Here is a 16,523-nt window from a genome sequence, read left to right on the forward strand (position 1 = left end):
TGTTATTTCTCCTCAATGACGACAAACAGACGTCCTTGAGCCTCCATCTTTCTTTGCTCTGATTTCAACTTTACTAAGGCCAACTCTGCATTTCCCGCGTCTTCTTCCGCAGTAATCACGTTGGCCGTGATGGAACGTCCTTTATTAAATAAATCCGTTTGCGCTTTGGCGGCCGCCATCTGCAAACGAGAAATCTCAGAGGCATTTTCGATTCTTTTGCTCATCTCTGAATAACGACGGTTCAATTCAATCCAAGAACTTTCACTATCCAACATTTTACGTTCACTCTGCAATTTCGCAGCTAAAGCGTCCTTGCGGGCTGCTGACTTAGCCGAACTCTTCACGTCGGTATCAAACATGTAAACCATGTTCAGCCCCACCTTCCAGGTTGGAAGATTGGTGTCAGTCCACTTGGCCGTCGCATCTGCCATTGAGTCATTAGGACGGAAGCTGTTTGTATTATAAGCTCCTGACAAAACCAGATCGGTGCTATAGGCATCCTCTGTTTCCTTCGCGACTAAAGACATTGCTTTGGCATTGAGTGACGCTAAATAAGCATCCAGGGCGACGACTTTTCCTGACTTACCATCGACCATCGCATTCAGGGCTCGCGTCTGGGAAATATTCCCGGTCATTTCCGGCAAGGCCTCAGAGTCGGCGAGCTCCAAAAAGTCCCGAATTTTTCTTTTCGCGGCAGCCAGATCGTCCTCTGATGACACCAACTGCAACTGACGAGCCGCCACCAAGGCTTGAGCCGAATAAAGATCTGCGCGATCACTGATTCCGTCATTCACGCGACGACGAGTCCAAGCCTCAATCCGCTTTGCGCGTTCCAAAGAGGCGCGACCAATTTTGAGGTTTTCATTCAGATAAAGGTAGTCCCAAAACGCGGCTTCCGCCTCTACTAACAACAGCTTTTTTTGTAAATCAAAGCGTCCCACTTCAGCCGACGTTGCGGCGTCTTGACGCTCCCAACGAAGGCGCGTCGCCGTTCCAAACGCGTTCTTCCATAAAGACTGACTGACTCCCAGCCCCATGGATCCATAGGCAAACTTTCCAAAAGAAGGATTCAATAAAGTTCCCTCATTTTCAATCTCACTGGCATTTGCCGTAAGACTGACACTCGTGCCCGTAGAGAACTTCTTCGCCAAACCCAACTTCAAGTCCTTTGCCGTCGTTTGACTGGCTCCAAACTGCACAAACTGACCCAGAGGGCTCTTATCATTGAGATATCCCAGTCCTGCCGTAAATACAGGAACAAGCTCAATATCCCCGGCTTCTTTGCGATCTTCGGAAGCTCCCTTCGACACTTCGTACGACTGCACTCCCTTATGATTGCCTTCAACGGCCTTTAAAAACTCCTGCAAACTCATCGCAAAAGCCTGGGGTTGCCACACTAAAAAAAACAAACCGATAACAACGGTTCCCTTTTTCATTTTAAAATCCCTTCCAAAAACAACGTCGAAATTTGATTCGTAAATTCTTTTCTTTGATCGGGCATTTCGTAAAGGCCCTTGTTCCAAGAACACTGACAGTCCAACATATTGAAGTAACCCATGACTCCCTCAACCAGGCAGATCAAAAAAAGACGCGAATTGATTTTCTTATTAACAACTCCCGCCTTTTGCCCGTGAGCAATGATGGACTCAATTTTTTCTCCCGCATTCGTCAGCATCGTCTCATGAATTTCGCGTGAGAACGGCAGACCAGAGATCTTTTCACGCGTGAGGATCTTCACCACGTGAGGGTTGGCGACCCGCATATCAACAAGCGTCTCTATCAAAGAACGAATGGCACGCTCGATGGACTTGGCACTCACTTCATCCTGTTCAAACTCGTTGATAACGTTCTCAATATGCGAAAAAACGTTCAGGACAAATTCTTGGATCACTGTTTTATATAGATTTTCTTTGCCGCCGAAATAATAGCTGATCAGACTGACATTCAGCCCTGATTCTCGCGCGATATCCCGGGTGCTGGTGCCATGCAGCCCTTCATGGGCAAACAGCACGGTGGCCGCCTCGATAATTTTTTGCCGAGGTCCTAACTCTTCAGGCTTGAGATCTTTTAATGAGTTCATGGAAGTACGGTAATTCAAACAAACGCTTTAATCAAATGCTTTAATCGTTTGTTTGAATTTTACAGCCCCCTTCGGGGGAAATAAAAAACCCCTGTATAAACAGGGGTTTAAATTAAAAATCTTTAGGCAGCAGACTACTTGGCGCTTTCAGATTTTTCGCACTCAGAACACTTTTTCTTGCTGTCCATGGGGCATTCTTTTGTTGCGCACTCTTTAGTGGTCTCTTTCCCACTGCAGCTACCGCAGTTATGGTGTCCATGGTGAGCACAAGCTCCCATCATCAAAGCTGCAACAGATGTCAAAACGATCATTTTGAAGTTCATGAGGTTCTCCTATTGTTGAATATCAATAGCTTAGCGACATTTCTGCCCCAGAGACAACAAAAGAACTCGCTCCCTACCTTTAGCCACCCCACCCTCTGCCTATATATTATTCACGCCAAGGACCATTTCATGAAACAGCGCTTATTAAATCTGTGTAAAAATCGTGCAAACTCACCTGCTATAGAAGACTTAATGCAGAGTGTGCAAAATCAACCAAATCCTAACACATTGTTTTGTTGAATCTAAATTCGATCTGGGGCTTAATAATTCCGATTCACGGAGGGGGACCCGATGAAATCATTGAAATGGATGATTATATTCGCAATGTGGTTGGCAAGTTTTGCCCACGCACAGCCATTATCCAGTACCGCCGCCCCTAAAAATGAACCCGTTTATCGCGAATACTATACTATCGACGAAAGAAACCTCGACTCAGAAGCGGGCCGAAAAATATCCCATAGCGGCTTTAATGAGTTTTCTGCCGAGTTTGGCCCCGACCAGTTCCTTCAGGCGGCCAAAAAGCTCCTTATCAATTTATTAAAATGGACTCTGCACAGTGAAGAGCGCCCTCAGCCTATTGAGAACTACATGCGTAAGCTTCACTTCGGACGTTGGATCAACGATCCCACTGACGATACTTGTATGAATACCCGCGCGAAAGTTCTGGTTCGTGATAGCGAACAAGATGTTACTTTCCGCAATCAACGCAACTGTGTTGTTGAGTCTGGCAAGTGGCTAGATCCTTATTCAAATCAAGAACTCACTTCTTCTAAGGACATTCAGATTGATCATATGGTTCCTCTAAAGCACGCCTACCTAGCGGGGGCTTGGCAATGGGACTATAAAACACGCTGTCTATATGCCAACTACATGGGGTACCGCAATCACCTCGTCCCTTCCACGGTTCGTGAAAACACGTCCAAGGGAGATCGTGCTCCTGATAAATACCTTCCATCAGAACTTTCTTATCGTTGTCAGTATGTTAAAGACTGGCTGGCGATTAAGTTGATCTGGAAGCTCAATATGACGACCGATGAAGTTCAAGCCATCCATGAAGTGGTGACGAACTACAACTGCAATATCTCTGACTTCCGTCTTTCCAAAGAAGAAATCGAAGAACAGCGCCAGTACATCAATAGCAACCTAGAATTTTGCATGATCAACAAGAGATGATCTTTAAGATTCTCTTCGAGGACGAGTACTTTTTAGCCGCAGAAAAACCAGCCGGCCTCCCCTCGCAACCCACTGTCGACAAACGACGACCGGATTTTTTTACTCTTCTTAAAAAACAGCTGACCGAAGAACGCGGGAATAGTTTCTATCTCGCCCTTCATCATCGACTTGATCGTGACACTTCGGGGGTCATGATTTTTGCAAAAAATAAGATCGCCAACGAACCCCTGGCGGAGATGTTCAAGAAGCATCTCATCCAAAAAACCTATCTCTGCCTGACTCAATTTCGCAAGACCCCTGAAAGCTGGGACGTCCAAAATCACCTGGCTGAAACTCGCGACCCTGTTTTAAAGAAAATGAAGATGCACTCCGTACGTTCTGGAGGCGACAAAGCACAAACTCTATTTCGCAGACTCGAAGTTTATAAAAAAGGACTCTTGATTGAAGCCAAGCCCCTTACGGGACGGATGCACCAGATTCGCGTTCATCTTGCCGAAGAGGGCCTCGGCATCTATGGGGACGATATTTATCCTTCCCCCAAAGCCCCACAAGCTCCTCGCCTTATGTTACATGCTCTTCGCTTGGAGTTTACACATCCCTTCACACAACAAGCGATGAACATCGAATGCCCCGTGCCCCGGGACATGGAAGAGTTCAAAAAATCTCTCTAAAAAAGAGGGCGAAGTTACTTCGCCCTCTTTCACATGTATCAATGATCCTTAAAGGTTTGTCGCAGCGGAAAATTTGAAGGTGATACCCACCGAACCAAGAGCTTTGATAAGCTCTGGATGCAGATCCCAGATATTACCATTGAGGATAGCCAGTTTTGCGAAGGTTTCTGAGGTGTCTATGCTCTGATCACGCACAACAATTTTGTCTACTGCGGAATCCCCGTCAGTCTCAATAACAAGAGTCCGGTCGACTGTGAAATATACACTCTTAATCTTCAAGACACGAGGCTGCAAAATCTGAGGATGCGTGGCAGTCAGCCCCCAGCGAAGCTCAACATTTACGTTCATATTTTTAAAGTTAATGAGGGTTTTCATATTTTCATTAACATCAAAGCGCACCGACCGACCGAGAGTCATGGTCGTGCCAGAATCAAATCTAGGGAATTCTGCGGCATGCACCTCATTGTAAGCAGATTCGCTTACAATAAGACAGTCACCCCACGTACCATAGTCACAAAATGAACCTTGGGAGCTTTTAGTCGGCGATGCCGATCCATAAATTGGAAAAGATTCGCCTGCCCAGGCAAGCGTTCCACAAAACGCAAGACAGAGCGCTGCAGAAGCATTAAGGAGTTTCATTTTCTTCATAAAGAGGTCCTTTCGATATAGTTATTAGAGCTATCCGAAAGATATCCTTTTGCACTCCCCATACCACGTATTTTTCGAGCCAAACCCCAGTTAAACTCGATCTGGCTTACAATAAGCGCAATTTGCTAGGCAGACATGACGGACAGACTTATCGCCCCGTTGATGACCCATCTTTACAACGTATAAAAGTTCGACACCCGAAATCAGGTGGATCGCATCTAGAAGACATAAGCATCAATGAGATCCCCGGTCTTTGAGTAGAACTTCATAATATTCTTTGTCGTGGCCCCATCATATCCCGTGCTAAACTTCCAGATTCGCCCATCAATGCCAAATCCCATCCAAACGGTAGGATTGGAGTTCCAGCCCGACGCCAATTGATATGCATGCTTCTGCGTGAGTTGATTGCCGGGCACATCATAAGACAACAAAAGCGACTGCGAAGATCCGCTCGGACCCGACCGATTCGAAGACGAGATGTACAAAGTTGTTCCGTTCGTTGTCATGATTTTATTCGGATACGTGTCTGTCCCACCAACAGATTCCACGCGAAGATTGGTGCAACTGCTGGTAGAAATGAGACATTGGCGAAGGATCATCTGGCGGGTACCGCCGCCAATCCAGCCGACAAGGAAAATCTTGTCCTCGAAAACATCCAGGGCCATAAAACCTGTTTCCACACCGCCATGAACATATTGATCGACGGTGGACCATTTACTATTGTCGGTCCCGTCTCTTCGACGAACCAAACCCGCCGACTGCAATGAGCTGTTGTACAACTTCCCGGCCCAGATCAAACTTTCATCGCTGGTGTACATAATTTCCGATGCCGAACCAAGGGATCCACCGCGATTAAACACATCGACGGATTGCCATACCTCAGGTTCTCCCGCCCGCAGCTCCCGAACAATGACGTTCAAAATTCCACTGGAATCTTTAGCTGAGACCAACATCGCCAAAGAGCCCGACGGAGACACCGCCACAGAGTATACGTCTGAGCCGGTGGTAGCCTCGTAAGAGAAGCGATTTAACTCTGCCCATGTCCCTGCACTGATATCATATAAAGCTGCAACAGCCTGCCGATAGCCTCCCACCACTACATATCCAACCGCGACCACATCTCCATTTAGCAACAAGCGCGCAGACGTTAATGTTACCACCGCGGAACTTGCATCAGTGTATGCCGGAATCGCCACACAACTATTGGCAGCCGTCATGTTGCAAATGCTGACTATTCCACTTGAAACATACAGAAAATCATCTGACATCTTAGAGGCCGGAATATACCCTGCAAAGATCGGAACAGCGCTGTACGTCCGCGATATGCTGACTGCGCTGGAATTACCCAGGCCCACAACATCCTGAACCGCATCTGCATTCAAAGTCACCTGCACCACTCCGTATGAACTTGGCGTGACCGTCACAGTGTAACCAGATCCCGTGACGACAAGATCACTCAACGTCGCATTCGTAAGTAAAAAGCTGGACAGACTCAAACCGGTCACATCCTCTGATGGTGTGATGGTTAAAGAAAAGCTTGCTTCGGAAAAGGCGTTCGATCCTGCATAGGACAAGGTGACCTCAGGAGGTGTCGTATCCAGAACAATGTTTTCACTAATACAGGCTGATTCATTGCCATATGCATCTCGAGCCTTCAGATAAACCGTTTTCACCTCATCACCGACAGAAAGCAGCCACGTCGTCGATGGAGTCCACTTCTGCCACGTCCCTCCACCGATGCATGCGGAGGACTCGCTCAAATAGATGGAGTCAATATCCGCGCCACCGACTTCGGCATTGATGTTGAGCTTTGAGGTGGCGGGAGCCCCCGATTCCAAAACCAAGGTCAATGCTGAAGGAGGAGTCGTGTCTTTGAGGACCGGCCACTGAAACACAAGATTCTGCTCTTCGATCACCGCCTCAATGGTTTGACTTCCCTCTGGCAGGCCACTCAAGTCCAAGTCGACTTCCCATAGGCCCTTTTCACAGGTCACGGGAAAAGAGCCCTGATGGCTCCTTATTTGAAACATCATACTTTCGGGTGAGCAGTTTCCTTTGATATGCACAGCAGTCTTATTGTGAGACGTCACAATAATCTGACCATCAAGATCCAGAACCGCCGAGTCAATAGACTTCAGGTGAAGTTCCTGAATAACACTATCTAAAGTGCAAGCACTTTGGAGCAAAAACAGAAGAGTTACCAGAACGCGCATATTATCTCCAGGATGTCTTTACTTATCGGCTCATCGCCGGGAGATATAAGTCTTTCCTTGCATTTTTATTCTATGGACATCAATGTGCTTTTATCACAGGGGAACATCGCAAATGGATTCAACCTCACTTTCTTCACAACTCCCCAAGAGATCCAGGAGCGAAGCCTATTGAAAAACTAAAGGGCATAAAGTATCCACGCTAATCACGAGTTTTTCTTCGCCGAACGCTGTGTTCTTTCAGCTGTATGTAGAATCTGTACTGTTGGAAGTGGTACCCATTATTAGAAGAATATCGAGATGCTGTTGTTAAACAGCGAGTCGTGCGAGTCAGGAAGTCAGTCTTATTTAATTCTTGTTCAGTATCGAAACTATTCCTTTTATGGACAGCTCAATTACGTTGAAGTACAAAGTCTTCATGGATTTCAGCGAATCGGTAAAGAAAATGTGGCAGGACTATCATCGGCTAATAGGGACATCGGCACCAGCGGAGATCCTTGCCGATTTGTTTTGCAATAATGAAAAAGAAGCCAATGAACTTGCGATTTTAGTAAATAAAGGCATCAAGCGTGCTACGGCACAATCTCTTTGGTCTATTCAGAAAACTGGAGGCCAGCTTCCATCCGTGGATGGCATTTTTGTAGTAACCGACTGGGACCGAAACGCCGTTTGCATTGTCAAAACCACCAAGGTTTCCATTATTCCATTCAATAAGATTTCAGAAGAAAATGCCTATCGCGAAGGTGAAGGTGATCGAACTCTGCAGTACTGGCGGCGAGTTCATATTAAATTTTACAAAGAAGAATTCGAAAAAATGGGTCTTATCTTTAATGAATCAATGCCGATTGTTTTTGAAGAATTTGAAAAAGTTTTCCCTTAATCCCGAACCACTTAACTTAAGAACTAGCCAAAGTAATTGTCGAAACCTGGCGCATTCCCGACCGCGACGCCCGCGGGGCCAGCAAGTAATATCCCAAATCCACGAGCACCATTTCCTCTTCTTTTGCGAGTTCCGCAGGCCTCTGTAGTCAACACGAAGGCAAAAGAAAATCATCGAGTCAAAAAGTTAACTTAATTAAGTGAAGTAAGCCCGAGCGAGGACTGTCTGAAGCAAAAGAAGAGGAAATGGTGCCCCGGGCCGGAATTGAACCGGCACGCCCCTGTAAAGGAAGCCCAGGATTTTAAGTCCTGTGCGTCTACCAATTTCGCCACCGGGGCACGCGAACAAACACTCAAACATTTCTTATGATAAAGGTCAATAGTCGAACCCCGAAAATAGAGGCCTTAACCCCTAAAAATGCTTAAATAATCAACAGATAGAAGAAAAAGGCCCCAGCCGGAACGCAAAAAAATCCACCGCGACCATTAACCCCTGGAAACTTGAGCAGCCTCTTTTATCTATGGTACCGTTTTTTGAGTGGTCCCAACGATTAATGGAGCCTGAAATGCTGGTAGACATTTTTAAAGTCTTAAGGAAATTCATCGCTCGCACTCTCATTCTCACGCTCACCGTGGTTCATCCTGCTTACGCCGTCAGAATTCATACAACAGGCAGTACGACCGATATTTCAACCTCCACAACCCCTTTGATCTGTTTAGCCGGAGGTGGCAGCGACAACCGTTGGGGGCAAGGCTGGCGGGCCATGCTGGAAGCCTCCGGTGGTGGCGACATTGTGATCATTCGAAGCGACGGCCAACGCGGAGGCTATGAACCTTGGATCTATAACGATGAAGGTGAAAACGGTTTTCCTCGGGTCAACTCGGTAAAAACCATCACCATTTCCCGAGCCCGGGACGCCAATCGAGCTGATGTGGAACGCATGATCCTCAACGCCGAGTTGGTGTTCTTTGCGGGAGGTGATCAATCTCGCTATATCAACTGGTTTAGAAACTCACGCCTGATTAAGGCCGTCGACTATGTGATGCGCACCAAACGCATTCCTGTGGGAGGCAGCAGTGCGGGGATGGCTCTTCTGGCAGGAATTGATTACCGCGCCGATCTCCCCTCCCCCGCAAACAAAAAAGCTTTTGTGACGTCCGAAGACGCTCTTAAAGATCCCACCGGAAAGTTCCTCGCCCTGGATCGAGAGGTATTGGTTCCTCCCTACATGAAAAATGTCATCACGGAAACTCACTTCAGTCAGCGCAATCGCAAAGGAAGACTGATGGGATTCATGGCTCGCGCCATCTATAATAACTATGACGACATCTACTATGAGAATATCCGAGGAATCGGCGCGGACGAAGGAACTGCGGTTTGTTATGACGATACGGGCATTGCCCAGGTCTATGGAGTTGGAAGTGTCTACTTCCTTCAAGGCCTGACCCCGATTGAGCGGATCCAGCCGGGATCGTCTTTGGATTGGTTCGGCAGCCGCCAAGCTATTGCGGCTTACACGATTAAAGGTTCTGACACCCCCAGCGCCAGATTTAATATGTCTTTATGGCGAGGCTTTGGTGGAATCTCCCAATACTGGTGGATTGATGGGTCCAATCCATTTCTTCCGGTCATTGGGGAAAGCCCCGCTGAGGAATGGCCGACTCGCTAGATACTTAAGCCACGCCGCCAGAGGCTGTCTTGACTCGAATCCAGACACCTAAAAGAATTGCCATCTGTGCGCCGAAGATGCTTGCCAAGAAGGCCGCTCCTCCAGAGCTAAAGCCGTAACTATGAAGTCCTGTGGCCAGAATGTAGTTCACCCCGAACCAGGCCATCAACACAAACATGAATCCAAAAGCGCCTAACATGGTGAAGTGAATATTCTTAAACCAACCCGCGTACTTTCCGTGCAGGATCATCATATAGATCATCAAGGCGATCAGAGACCAGGTCTCTTTAGGATCCCAACCCCAAAAACGCCCCCAAGAATAATCCGCCCAAACGCCACCCAAAATAATTCCCGCCGCCAACAAAACACTTCCCACCTGCATGTTCAAGCGGATGGTTTCATTCATTTTTAACACTTGAGAAAGTGTCATTCGCCCCATGAGAAACATCACCAAGGCCACGTTGGCAATAAACCAGCCAAAGGCAAAACAAGAATAAGACAACGTAATGGTGGTAACGTGAGTGCTTAACCAGAAATTATCCCGAAGCACCGGTGCCAAAGGACGAATGCTACTATCTAGCATGGTCGTTGAAAATCTCATCATAAACAGGACAATAACAATCACCCCTAAAGCAATGCTCAGAACTTTTGCATCACGCTTCTTCCAACTCAGGATCAACCCCAGAGTCAAAATACCAAAACCAGCCCACATCACAGTTTCAAACATATTCGCCACCGGGGCCCGCCCCGACACAAGAGTTCGTAAAACCATGGTCAAAATCTGCAACAGATAAAGAGCAATAGAGGCAAAATATCCATAAACGAATAATCTGGGAATTCGAATAGCCCCCAAGGTCAGCAGAAATGCGACAAGCCCCACCCAGATCGCGACAGAAAAAGGATTCAACCGATCCAAAATAATTTCATACTTCAACGATTCGGCCTCGGAGGACTTCAAAAAACCTTCCTGAGAAAAAAGTGTTTTTTCCAGAGCCTCGGGACTCACGTGTGCGATCGGCTGCCATTGATGGGAATCATCGAGCACTTTCCAATCCTGTCCCGACTCTATCTCTTTCAAAATGGCCAATCCCGTGAGGACGCGCGCCAGACTGAGCGCATATCCTGATTCTTTGTGCCCCTGTCTCTCTTCGTTTTCATATTCAGTTCTTAACACAAACTGATTCTTTTCAGCCATTTCAGGCGGCACATCGTGACCGACGCGGGAAAGAAGTTTCATGACCTTTTCATGATCAACCTTTAAAAGAACTTCACATTTTCGTTCGTTTTGAAGTTGCGCTCTTTGCCCCAGGGAAAGATAACAAAACAACTCAGAATCCGAGACTCCACAATTGTGTGTGAAAACCTTTTTTCGCAATTCCGTGGCATGAACCCGAAGTGGCTTAATACGACCGTCCGCCAAAACAGGAATATTCTCTAAGGACTTGTTCTGGCAGAACTCCTGCGCCTGTGACGTCAGTCCGGTAAATATCGCTAAAATAAAAAGAACTGTTTTCAAATTACACTTCCTTAGAAGCGGCTGTCGCCCGATAAACAATCAGATAATGAATCAACAATCCCACAATAAGAACCAAAGATCCCAGGTATTTAAGCCAACGACCTGGGTCCTGATTCACAGAAAGCACTGAGTGATACTGCCCTTGATCGTCCTGAAAATAAGATGCCTGATAAAACGTAAAACCTTCTTTTTTTAAGGGATGATTCATATAGATGTGAGCGGTTTCATTACCGTCTCCCACCTTCACGAAGGACTCATAGCTTGCAGCCTCCTCCGTTCCCGGGTTCGTTTCCATCTTAAATCTATCCAAGGTCAGCGCAAACGGCAGTCGGACAAGTTTTTTCCCGATAAAACCAGAAACACCCATATCAGAAACGGTGAAATCTTCCCGGGTCGCATCCGACAACCAGACCTCTTTGCTGTCTGCGGAGTCACCTGAAGCTTTCGTGATTCGCACTAAGGCTGCCATGGTGTTTCGCTCACTGTCTTTATGGGCTTTGCCCTCTTCATAGATAAGTTCAGCTCTTTGATCCACACGCTGCTTTAAAAGAGTCATCCTTAAATTCATCCAAGGAAGTCGAACTCCATGGTCGGAGTAGGGCCAGATTTGCCAAGCCCCCTTAACCTGAAAAGCGATATAAATCCGTCCCGACGGGTCTCGGGAGATCAGAACCTGATTTTTTCCTCCGGAGGTCGCTTCGCTGCCGAAAAGACGTAAAGGGGATTCTTTATCCACTTCCAGATGATCTGACATCGGAAACTCAGAGTATTTTGGAAAGAACTTATAAACTTTCCCCGCATAGATGACTTCAATAAAGCGCACCGAAGACTTTTCTACGTGAACACTTTTAAGACTGACAAAAGAGCCATCCTCTAGACGAACCTTTGCCGGAAGCTGCGAGATCTGCAAAGGGCTCTCTTGATTTTTGATATGCAACGTAACAAGGCCACTCTCTTTGGCTTTTGTTTTGCCGCCAAAATCGCTCCACGACAGAAGTTTAACTTTCATAGGCCCCAGTTGCGCCTCGTCTGACAAAATCGCACTTGGAGGAAACATCAGTTCCACTTTTTGTACAACATCGTCATTTTTAAGAAGCCAATCCGTCGCCCAGTAACCCTTTTGTTCAATCCAATTTTTATCAACACTGGCATAGGGATAAAATCGGAGCAAATCAATCTTGAGATCACCGTCATCCAAAAGATGTTTTACAGAGTCTTGAACTCCCACAGTGAAGGGCAACGAAAATTGATACTCTTTTTGTGGCGTCGAAACATAAATTTGATCTTCATTCACTCTGACAAGCTGAGCGGCCTCGTCCGGACTTAATTGAAGTTCCCCATCGAGTCCCTTAATCTTGGTCACCACAGAGCCCGCGATAATAAGCACGATCGCCGCATGAACAATATAAAACCCCGTAAGTCTTTTGCGAACGGGCAAACGGTCCAAAACCGCGACGATCAAACTTAAAACCATCAGCCCCTGGATCACAAAGAACCACCAAGTGAAGTAAACCGCTCTGGTGGCAAAGTGAGTCCCCAAACGACTTTCCACAATCGTTCCGACAATCATCGCCAAAGTGAAAACCCCCAAAAGAGGAATGGCGAATTTCGCAGAGCCCGAGATTTTCCAAATTGTTTTAAGAATTTTCACGAAGCTCCCCCACTTGAATCGCCACGGCGACTTTCGCAAGAATCGTGAAGAGCAAAGCACCAAAAGACCAAATTCCCAGGCAGACGAAAAATTCCACCAACGAAGGTGTATACTCGACCATGTCACCTAGTGGAGTTGGAATAAATCCTGGAATGATAAGACCCATCCCTTTTTCAATCCAAATGCCCAAAACCGCCAGCACACAGGCAAAAATCAGCGTCTTCGAATTCTGACGAAGTTTCGGAGTATAGAAAATCGCCATCGCGGTGAAACTCATCACAATGCTGGCCCAAATATAGGGCTTTAACATCGCGTGCCCATGAGAACCAAAAAACAGATAGCGCATAGATTCCGTATGGACGCTGTCAGTGTAAAACTCTTTATAGATCTCACTGCCGAACAAAAACATATTGATGGGCAAAAAAACCATCGCAATTTTTTTGAGCATGTCGAAGACCTGGGGTCTGACTTTTAACTTTGTAAATAACGTCACCAAAGTGAACACGATGATCAAAATCGCGGGACCTCCCGCAAAAGCACTGACCAGAAATCGCGGAGCCAGGATCGCCGTATTCCAGTAAGGACGTCCTCCCAATCCTGAATACAGGAACGCCGTCACCGTATGAATACTGACTGCCCAAGCGATCGAAACAAAGACAAAGGGAATGTACAACCACTTATTGGGCTTCTTTCCCTTATAAGTCATATAAAGCAAATATCCCGGAACATGCAGATTCAAAAAGAGATACCCATTTAAAACCACAACATCCCAAGCCAAAACGGAACGTGGAAAATTCAAACGTCCCAACACCGGCATCACGTGAGTAAAACGATCGGGACGTCCCATATCCACCAAAATGAACATCAAACACATCGTGATCGCCGTAAAGGCCATCAATTCCCCTAATAAAACCACGTCTTTTACATCTTCACGATGCAGAACATACGTCGGAAACACCAACAAGACGGCAGCGGCGGCCACCCCCACCAAAAAGGTAAAGTTTGCGATATAGGCACCCCAACTAACCTGATCAGTGAGATTGGTGACGATAAGACCGTTTTGCAGTTGATAGATATAGGCAATACCGCCCAAAAGAAAAAGAAATGTAAGAATACTATTCCAAATATAAAAGGCAGGAGGCCCTACGATCGCGCAACGGATCATTCTTAGCCAATAGTTCAAATAGGACTTCATCATCAACCTCAGTCAAAATAATAAAAGAAGCTCGGAATGGTATTGAGCTCTTCTTTCAGAACAAACACACGCTTCGTCTTAAGAATCATCGCCACTTCGCTATTTGGATCCAGAATATTTCCAAACTTTCTAGCTCCAGTAGGACAAGCCTCCATGCAGGCCGGATTTTTTCCTTCACGGGTTCTATGAAGACAGAAATGACATTTTTCAACGACCCCTTTAGGGCGCATCCGATTACTTAGATAACCCTGATCAGGATTGACCTCTTCTTTGGGTACTTTGGGAGTGCTGAAATTAAAACGTCGAGCTTCGTAAGGACAAGCCGCCATACAATAACGGCATCCGATACACCAGTCATAATCAATGACGACGATACCGTCTTTTTCCTTCCAGGTTGCTTCCACGGGACACACCTTGGCACATGGAGGATTATCACATTGGTGACACTGCACCGGCAGATAGTACTTTCCGGCTTTAGGAACAGATTCCCCTTCGTAGTACATATCCCCTTTTTCAAGATTCAGGGTCCCGATATCCATTTCGATCACTTTGATGTACTGAATCTGCGGGTCTCGACTTTGGTTGTTCTCTTTCATACAGGCATAAACACACATCCGAGAACCATTGCACTTTGAAAGATTAAGGCCGTAAGCGAACTTCACTCCGTCTAGCGCCTGAGGGTCTCGAACCTTAACATCCGCTCCATATTTCTTCTTGGTCTCTGTTTCTATCCGCGCAAAAACTTTTTCCTTATCTTCTGCCGTCATCACTTTATAGTGATCCTGAAAAAACTTTTCCCAGGAAAAATCAGACTCAGGAAGAACTTCGCTAGCAATCGCACCCGCCGCCGTTGAGGCCGCAGCAACCCCGCCGACTGTTCCCAAAAGACCTTTTAGAAAACCTCGTCGCTCAACAGGTTGATCCAAGACCTTATCGACTCGCTGACTTACTCTTTCTGACCACTGGTTGATCTTGTCTTTATCAGTGCTGTCCATGAGACTCTTCCTTCTTAATACCCAATTGGGGCTGCGGGGGTGCCGGCAATGCTTTCATAACAGGGAATTTCGGCGCATGTGGATCATGGCACTGAACACAAAGTTGAGGTTCCCCTGATTTTGTCCAAGATCCCATTTTTTTACCATGAATGGCATGATCCCAATCACGTTTCACAAGACCGTGGCACTGACCACAGAGGGTGGGCGATTGCGAATATCTCAACGTCTCTCCCGTTAGAAGACGTAACTTCGTAACATCACTGGGAACATGGCAACTTGAGCAAGTTCCACTCTTGGGAAAGTGTTTACTTTCAAGGTTCGCATGACCTTTCTTTTTTACAAGTACAGAGCCCTTGGAGTGGCACTCAAGGCATTGCGCCTCTTTGACCAACTGTCGACCCCAGCCCTGAAGAGGCAAACTCAAACCTAACAAAAGAACGAACATAATTGATTTTTTCATTGTCGCGAGATTCATACACGAAGCACTTAGGATGCGCAATTTGAGAGCGCCAGAGTGAAATCGTTGCGAACTATTTGCTCTCCACCGGCTGGCATGATGAGCAAAAAAGTCGTCACTGCCAAAGACTTTGACACTCAAAAGAAACAGAGGGAAAAGGACAAGGCTCAATAGCTGGAATAAGATTTGATATTGAACTGTGTGAAGTGAGGACTCGCTTATGACAAGAATGACAACTCTCGTTTTATTGACTGCTGTCAGTCTCCTTCTAAATCTGGGCTGTTCCAAAGAAGATAAATCGGCACCTCTTAAAACCAACTCTGACCTTGTGGTCAGCTATAAGTCCGAAAACATCTACCCCCATACTAGTGCATTTAAAACCGCCACCCACGGGAAAATATTCCAAGCCAACGCAAAATCCTGTCAGACTTGCCATGGCGACGATTATCGTGGGGGCTCCTCTAAAATCTCCTGCAATAGCTGTCACCAGTCCTTCCCTCACACAGCAAGCTTTAAACAAACCACAGAACATGGATCTAAATATCTCGAGGATAGAAATTCTTGCACCACTTGCCACGGAAAAGATCTTAAGGGCGGATCAGCCAAAGTGGCCTGCCTGAACTGCCATCAATACCCTCATGATAAAAAATGGGCTCTGCCAGAAAATCACGGTGCCGCATTTTCAAAGATCAGCAGCAGCCAGTCCGAGATCGAAAATCCGCTGGAAAGAGACCATAGCAAATGCCTGAAGTGCCACGAAAACAAACCGAATGAACCCACGGCCTTTAAGAATCGCCATCCTGAACACTATGTCGCCTGCAACTCTTGCCATGCGGATCTGCCTCATGGTCAGAACTTCATCAATGCTGAAGGCGATGGGTCGACCCGACACTTCCGTTATGTTAAAAATAATGCCGAGAAAAAGGGTTCTTGCTATTCATGCCATCTGAACCCCAAACGCAAAGTGCCCACACTGGACACTTGCCTTTCTTGTCATGAAAAAGAACCGGAGTCCTCGTTCCCTGAGATCGGTTTCGGCAAAGAAGAAGAATAAA

General features: G+C 46.5%; 15 protein-coding genes and 1 tRNA gene. 5 read left to right on the forward strand and 11 right to left on the reverse strand.

Annotated features, from left to right (window positions below; all coding sequences use genetic code 11):
- Nucleotides 1–2: 2 nt before the first annotated feature.
- From ACM64D_RS06950 to ACM64D_RS06960, 3 genes are all read right to left on the reverse strand, one after another.
- Nucleotides 3–1,436 carry a TolC family protein gene (locus tag ACM64D_RS06950; RefSeq protein WP_415062474.1) on the reverse strand — a complete coding sequence of 478 codons (1,434 nt, stop codon included), beginning with the start codon at nt 1,434–1,436 and terminating at the stop codon, nt 3–5.
- The gene (locus ACM64D_RS06955) at nt 1,433–2,080 is read right to left on the reverse strand and encodes a TetR/AcrR family transcriptional regulator (RefSeq protein WP_415062475.1); all 648 of its coding nucleotides are present in this window, start codon (nt 2,078–2,080) and stop codon (nt 1,433–1,435) included. Before ACM64D_RS06955 ends, ACM64D_RS06950 begins: the two co-directional genes overlap by 4 nt.
- 134 nt (nt 2,081–2,214) lie before the next feature.
- On the reverse strand, nt 2,215–2,403 hold the full coding sequence (locus tag ACM64D_RS06960; protein ID WP_415062476.1) for a hypothetical protein: 189 nt from the start codon (nt 2,401–2,403) through the stop codon (nt 2,215–2,217).
- 291 nt (nt 2,404–2,694) lie between these two features.
- Here ACM64D_RS06960 and ACM64D_RS06965 point away from each other — a divergent pair, with 291 nt between their 5' ends.
- Nucleotides 2,695–3,576: a DUF1524 domain-containing protein gene (locus ACM64D_RS06965; RefSeq protein ID WP_415062477.1), complete on the forward strand. Its 882-nt coding sequence runs from the start codon at nt 2,695–2,697 to the stop codon at nt 3,574–3,576.
- The gene (locus ACM64D_RS06970; protein ID WP_415062478.1) at nt 3,573–4,247 is read left to right on the forward strand and encodes an RluA family pseudouridine synthase; all 675 of its coding nucleotides are present in this window, start codon (nt 3,573–3,575) and stop codon (nt 4,245–4,247) included. Before ACM64D_RS06965 ends, ACM64D_RS06970 begins: the two co-directional genes overlap by 4 nt.
- A gap of 48 nt (nt 4,248–4,295) precedes the next feature.
- On the opposite strand, the gene ACM64D_RS06975 is transcribed toward ACM64D_RS06970, so the two are convergent.
- Complete coding sequence (locus ACM64D_RS06975) at nt 4,296–4,895, reverse strand: hypothetical protein (RefSeq protein WP_415062479.1); 600 nt, start codon at nt 4,893–4,895, stop codon at nt 4,296–4,298.
- A 218-nt stretch (nt 4,896–5,113) separates the two neighbouring features.
- Nucleotides 5,114–7,108 carry an Ig-like domain-containing protein gene (locus ACM64D_RS06980; RefSeq protein WP_415062480.1) on the reverse strand — a complete coding sequence of 665 codons (1,995 nt, stop codon included), beginning with the start codon at nt 7,106–7,108 and terminating at the stop codon, nt 5,114–5,116.
- A 415-nt stretch (nt 7,109–7,523) separates the two neighbouring features.
- Between ACM64D_RS06980 and ACM64D_RS06985 the strand changes: the two genes are divergently transcribed.
- Complete coding sequence (locus ACM64D_RS06985) at nt 7,524–7,985, forward strand: ASCH domain-containing protein (protein WP_415062481.1); 462 nt, start codon at nt 7,524–7,526, stop codon at nt 7,983–7,985.
- A 246-nt stretch (nt 7,986–8,231) separates the two neighbouring features.
- Here the strand turns inward: ACM64D_RS06985 and ACM64D_RS06990 are convergent.
- Nucleotides 8,232–8,323: transfer RNA gene (locus ACM64D_RS06990), tRNA-Leu, on the reverse strand.
- 227 nt (nt 8,324–8,550) lie between these two features.
- Here ACM64D_RS06990 and ACM64D_RS06995 point away from each other — a divergent pair.
- Nucleotides 8,551–9,654 (forward strand): cyanophycinase, encoded by a 1,104-nt coding sequence (locus ACM64D_RS06995; RefSeq protein WP_415062482.1) that lies wholly within the window; start codon nt 8,551–8,553, stop codon nt 9,652–9,654.
- A 4-nt stretch (nt 9,655–9,658) separates the two neighbouring features.
- Here ACM64D_RS06995 and ACM64D_RS07000 read toward each other — a convergent pair whose 3' ends face one another.
- The 5 genes from ACM64D_RS07000 to ACM64D_RS07020 are packed head-to-tail and all read right to left on the reverse strand — an operon-like array spanning nt 9,659 to nt 15,471.
- Entirely contained in the window at nt 9,659–11,170 is a 1,512-nt protein-coding gene (locus ACM64D_RS07000) for a cytochrome c biogenesis protein (protein ID WP_415062483.1), read from the reverse strand.
- Between the two features lies 1 nt (nt 11,171).
- Nucleotides 11,172–12,821, reverse strand: a complete 1,650-nt coding sequence (locus ACM64D_RS07005; protein WP_415062484.1) for a cytochrome c biogenesis protein ResB — start codon at nt 12,819–12,821, stop codon at nt 11,172–11,174.
- Nucleotides 12,808–14,019 carry a sulfate reduction electron transfer complex DsrMKJOP subunit DsrP gene (gene dsrP / locus ACM64D_RS07010; RefSeq protein ID WP_415062485.1) on the reverse strand — a complete coding sequence of 404 codons (1,212 nt, stop codon included), beginning with the start codon at nt 14,017–14,019 and terminating at the stop codon, nt 12,808–12,810. Before dsrP ends, ACM64D_RS07005 begins: the two co-directional genes overlap by 14 nt.
- A gap of 5 nt (nt 14,020–14,024) precedes the next feature.
- Nucleotides 14,025–15,011 (reverse strand): 4Fe-4S dicluster domain-containing protein, encoded by a 987-nt coding sequence (locus tag ACM64D_RS07015; RefSeq protein ID WP_415062486.1) that lies wholly within the window; start codon nt 15,009–15,011, stop codon nt 14,025–14,027.
- The gene (locus ACM64D_RS07020; RefSeq protein ID WP_415062487.1) at nt 14,998–15,471 is read right to left on the reverse strand and encodes a cytochrome c3 family protein; all 474 of its coding nucleotides are present in this window, start codon (nt 15,469–15,471) and stop codon (nt 14,998–15,000) included. The genes ACM64D_RS07015 and ACM64D_RS07020 overlap by 14 nt, the downstream gene beginning before the upstream one ends.
- A gap of 217 nt (nt 15,472–15,688) precedes the next feature.
- On the opposite strand from ACM64D_RS07020, the gene ACM64D_RS07025 reads away from it, so the two are divergent.
- The gene (locus ACM64D_RS07025) at nt 15,689–16,522 is read left to right on the forward strand and encodes a hypothetical protein (protein ID WP_415062488.1); all 834 of its coding nucleotides are present in this window, start codon (nt 15,689–15,691) and stop codon (nt 16,520–16,522) included.
- The last annotated feature ends 1 nt before the right edge of the window (nt 16,523 follow it).

Origin of the sequence: Bdellovibrio sp. (genome assembly GCF_047637665.1) — a bacterium.
GTDB lineage: Bacteria > Bdellovibrionota > Bdellovibrionia > Bdellovibrionales > Bdellovibrionaceae > Bdellovibrio.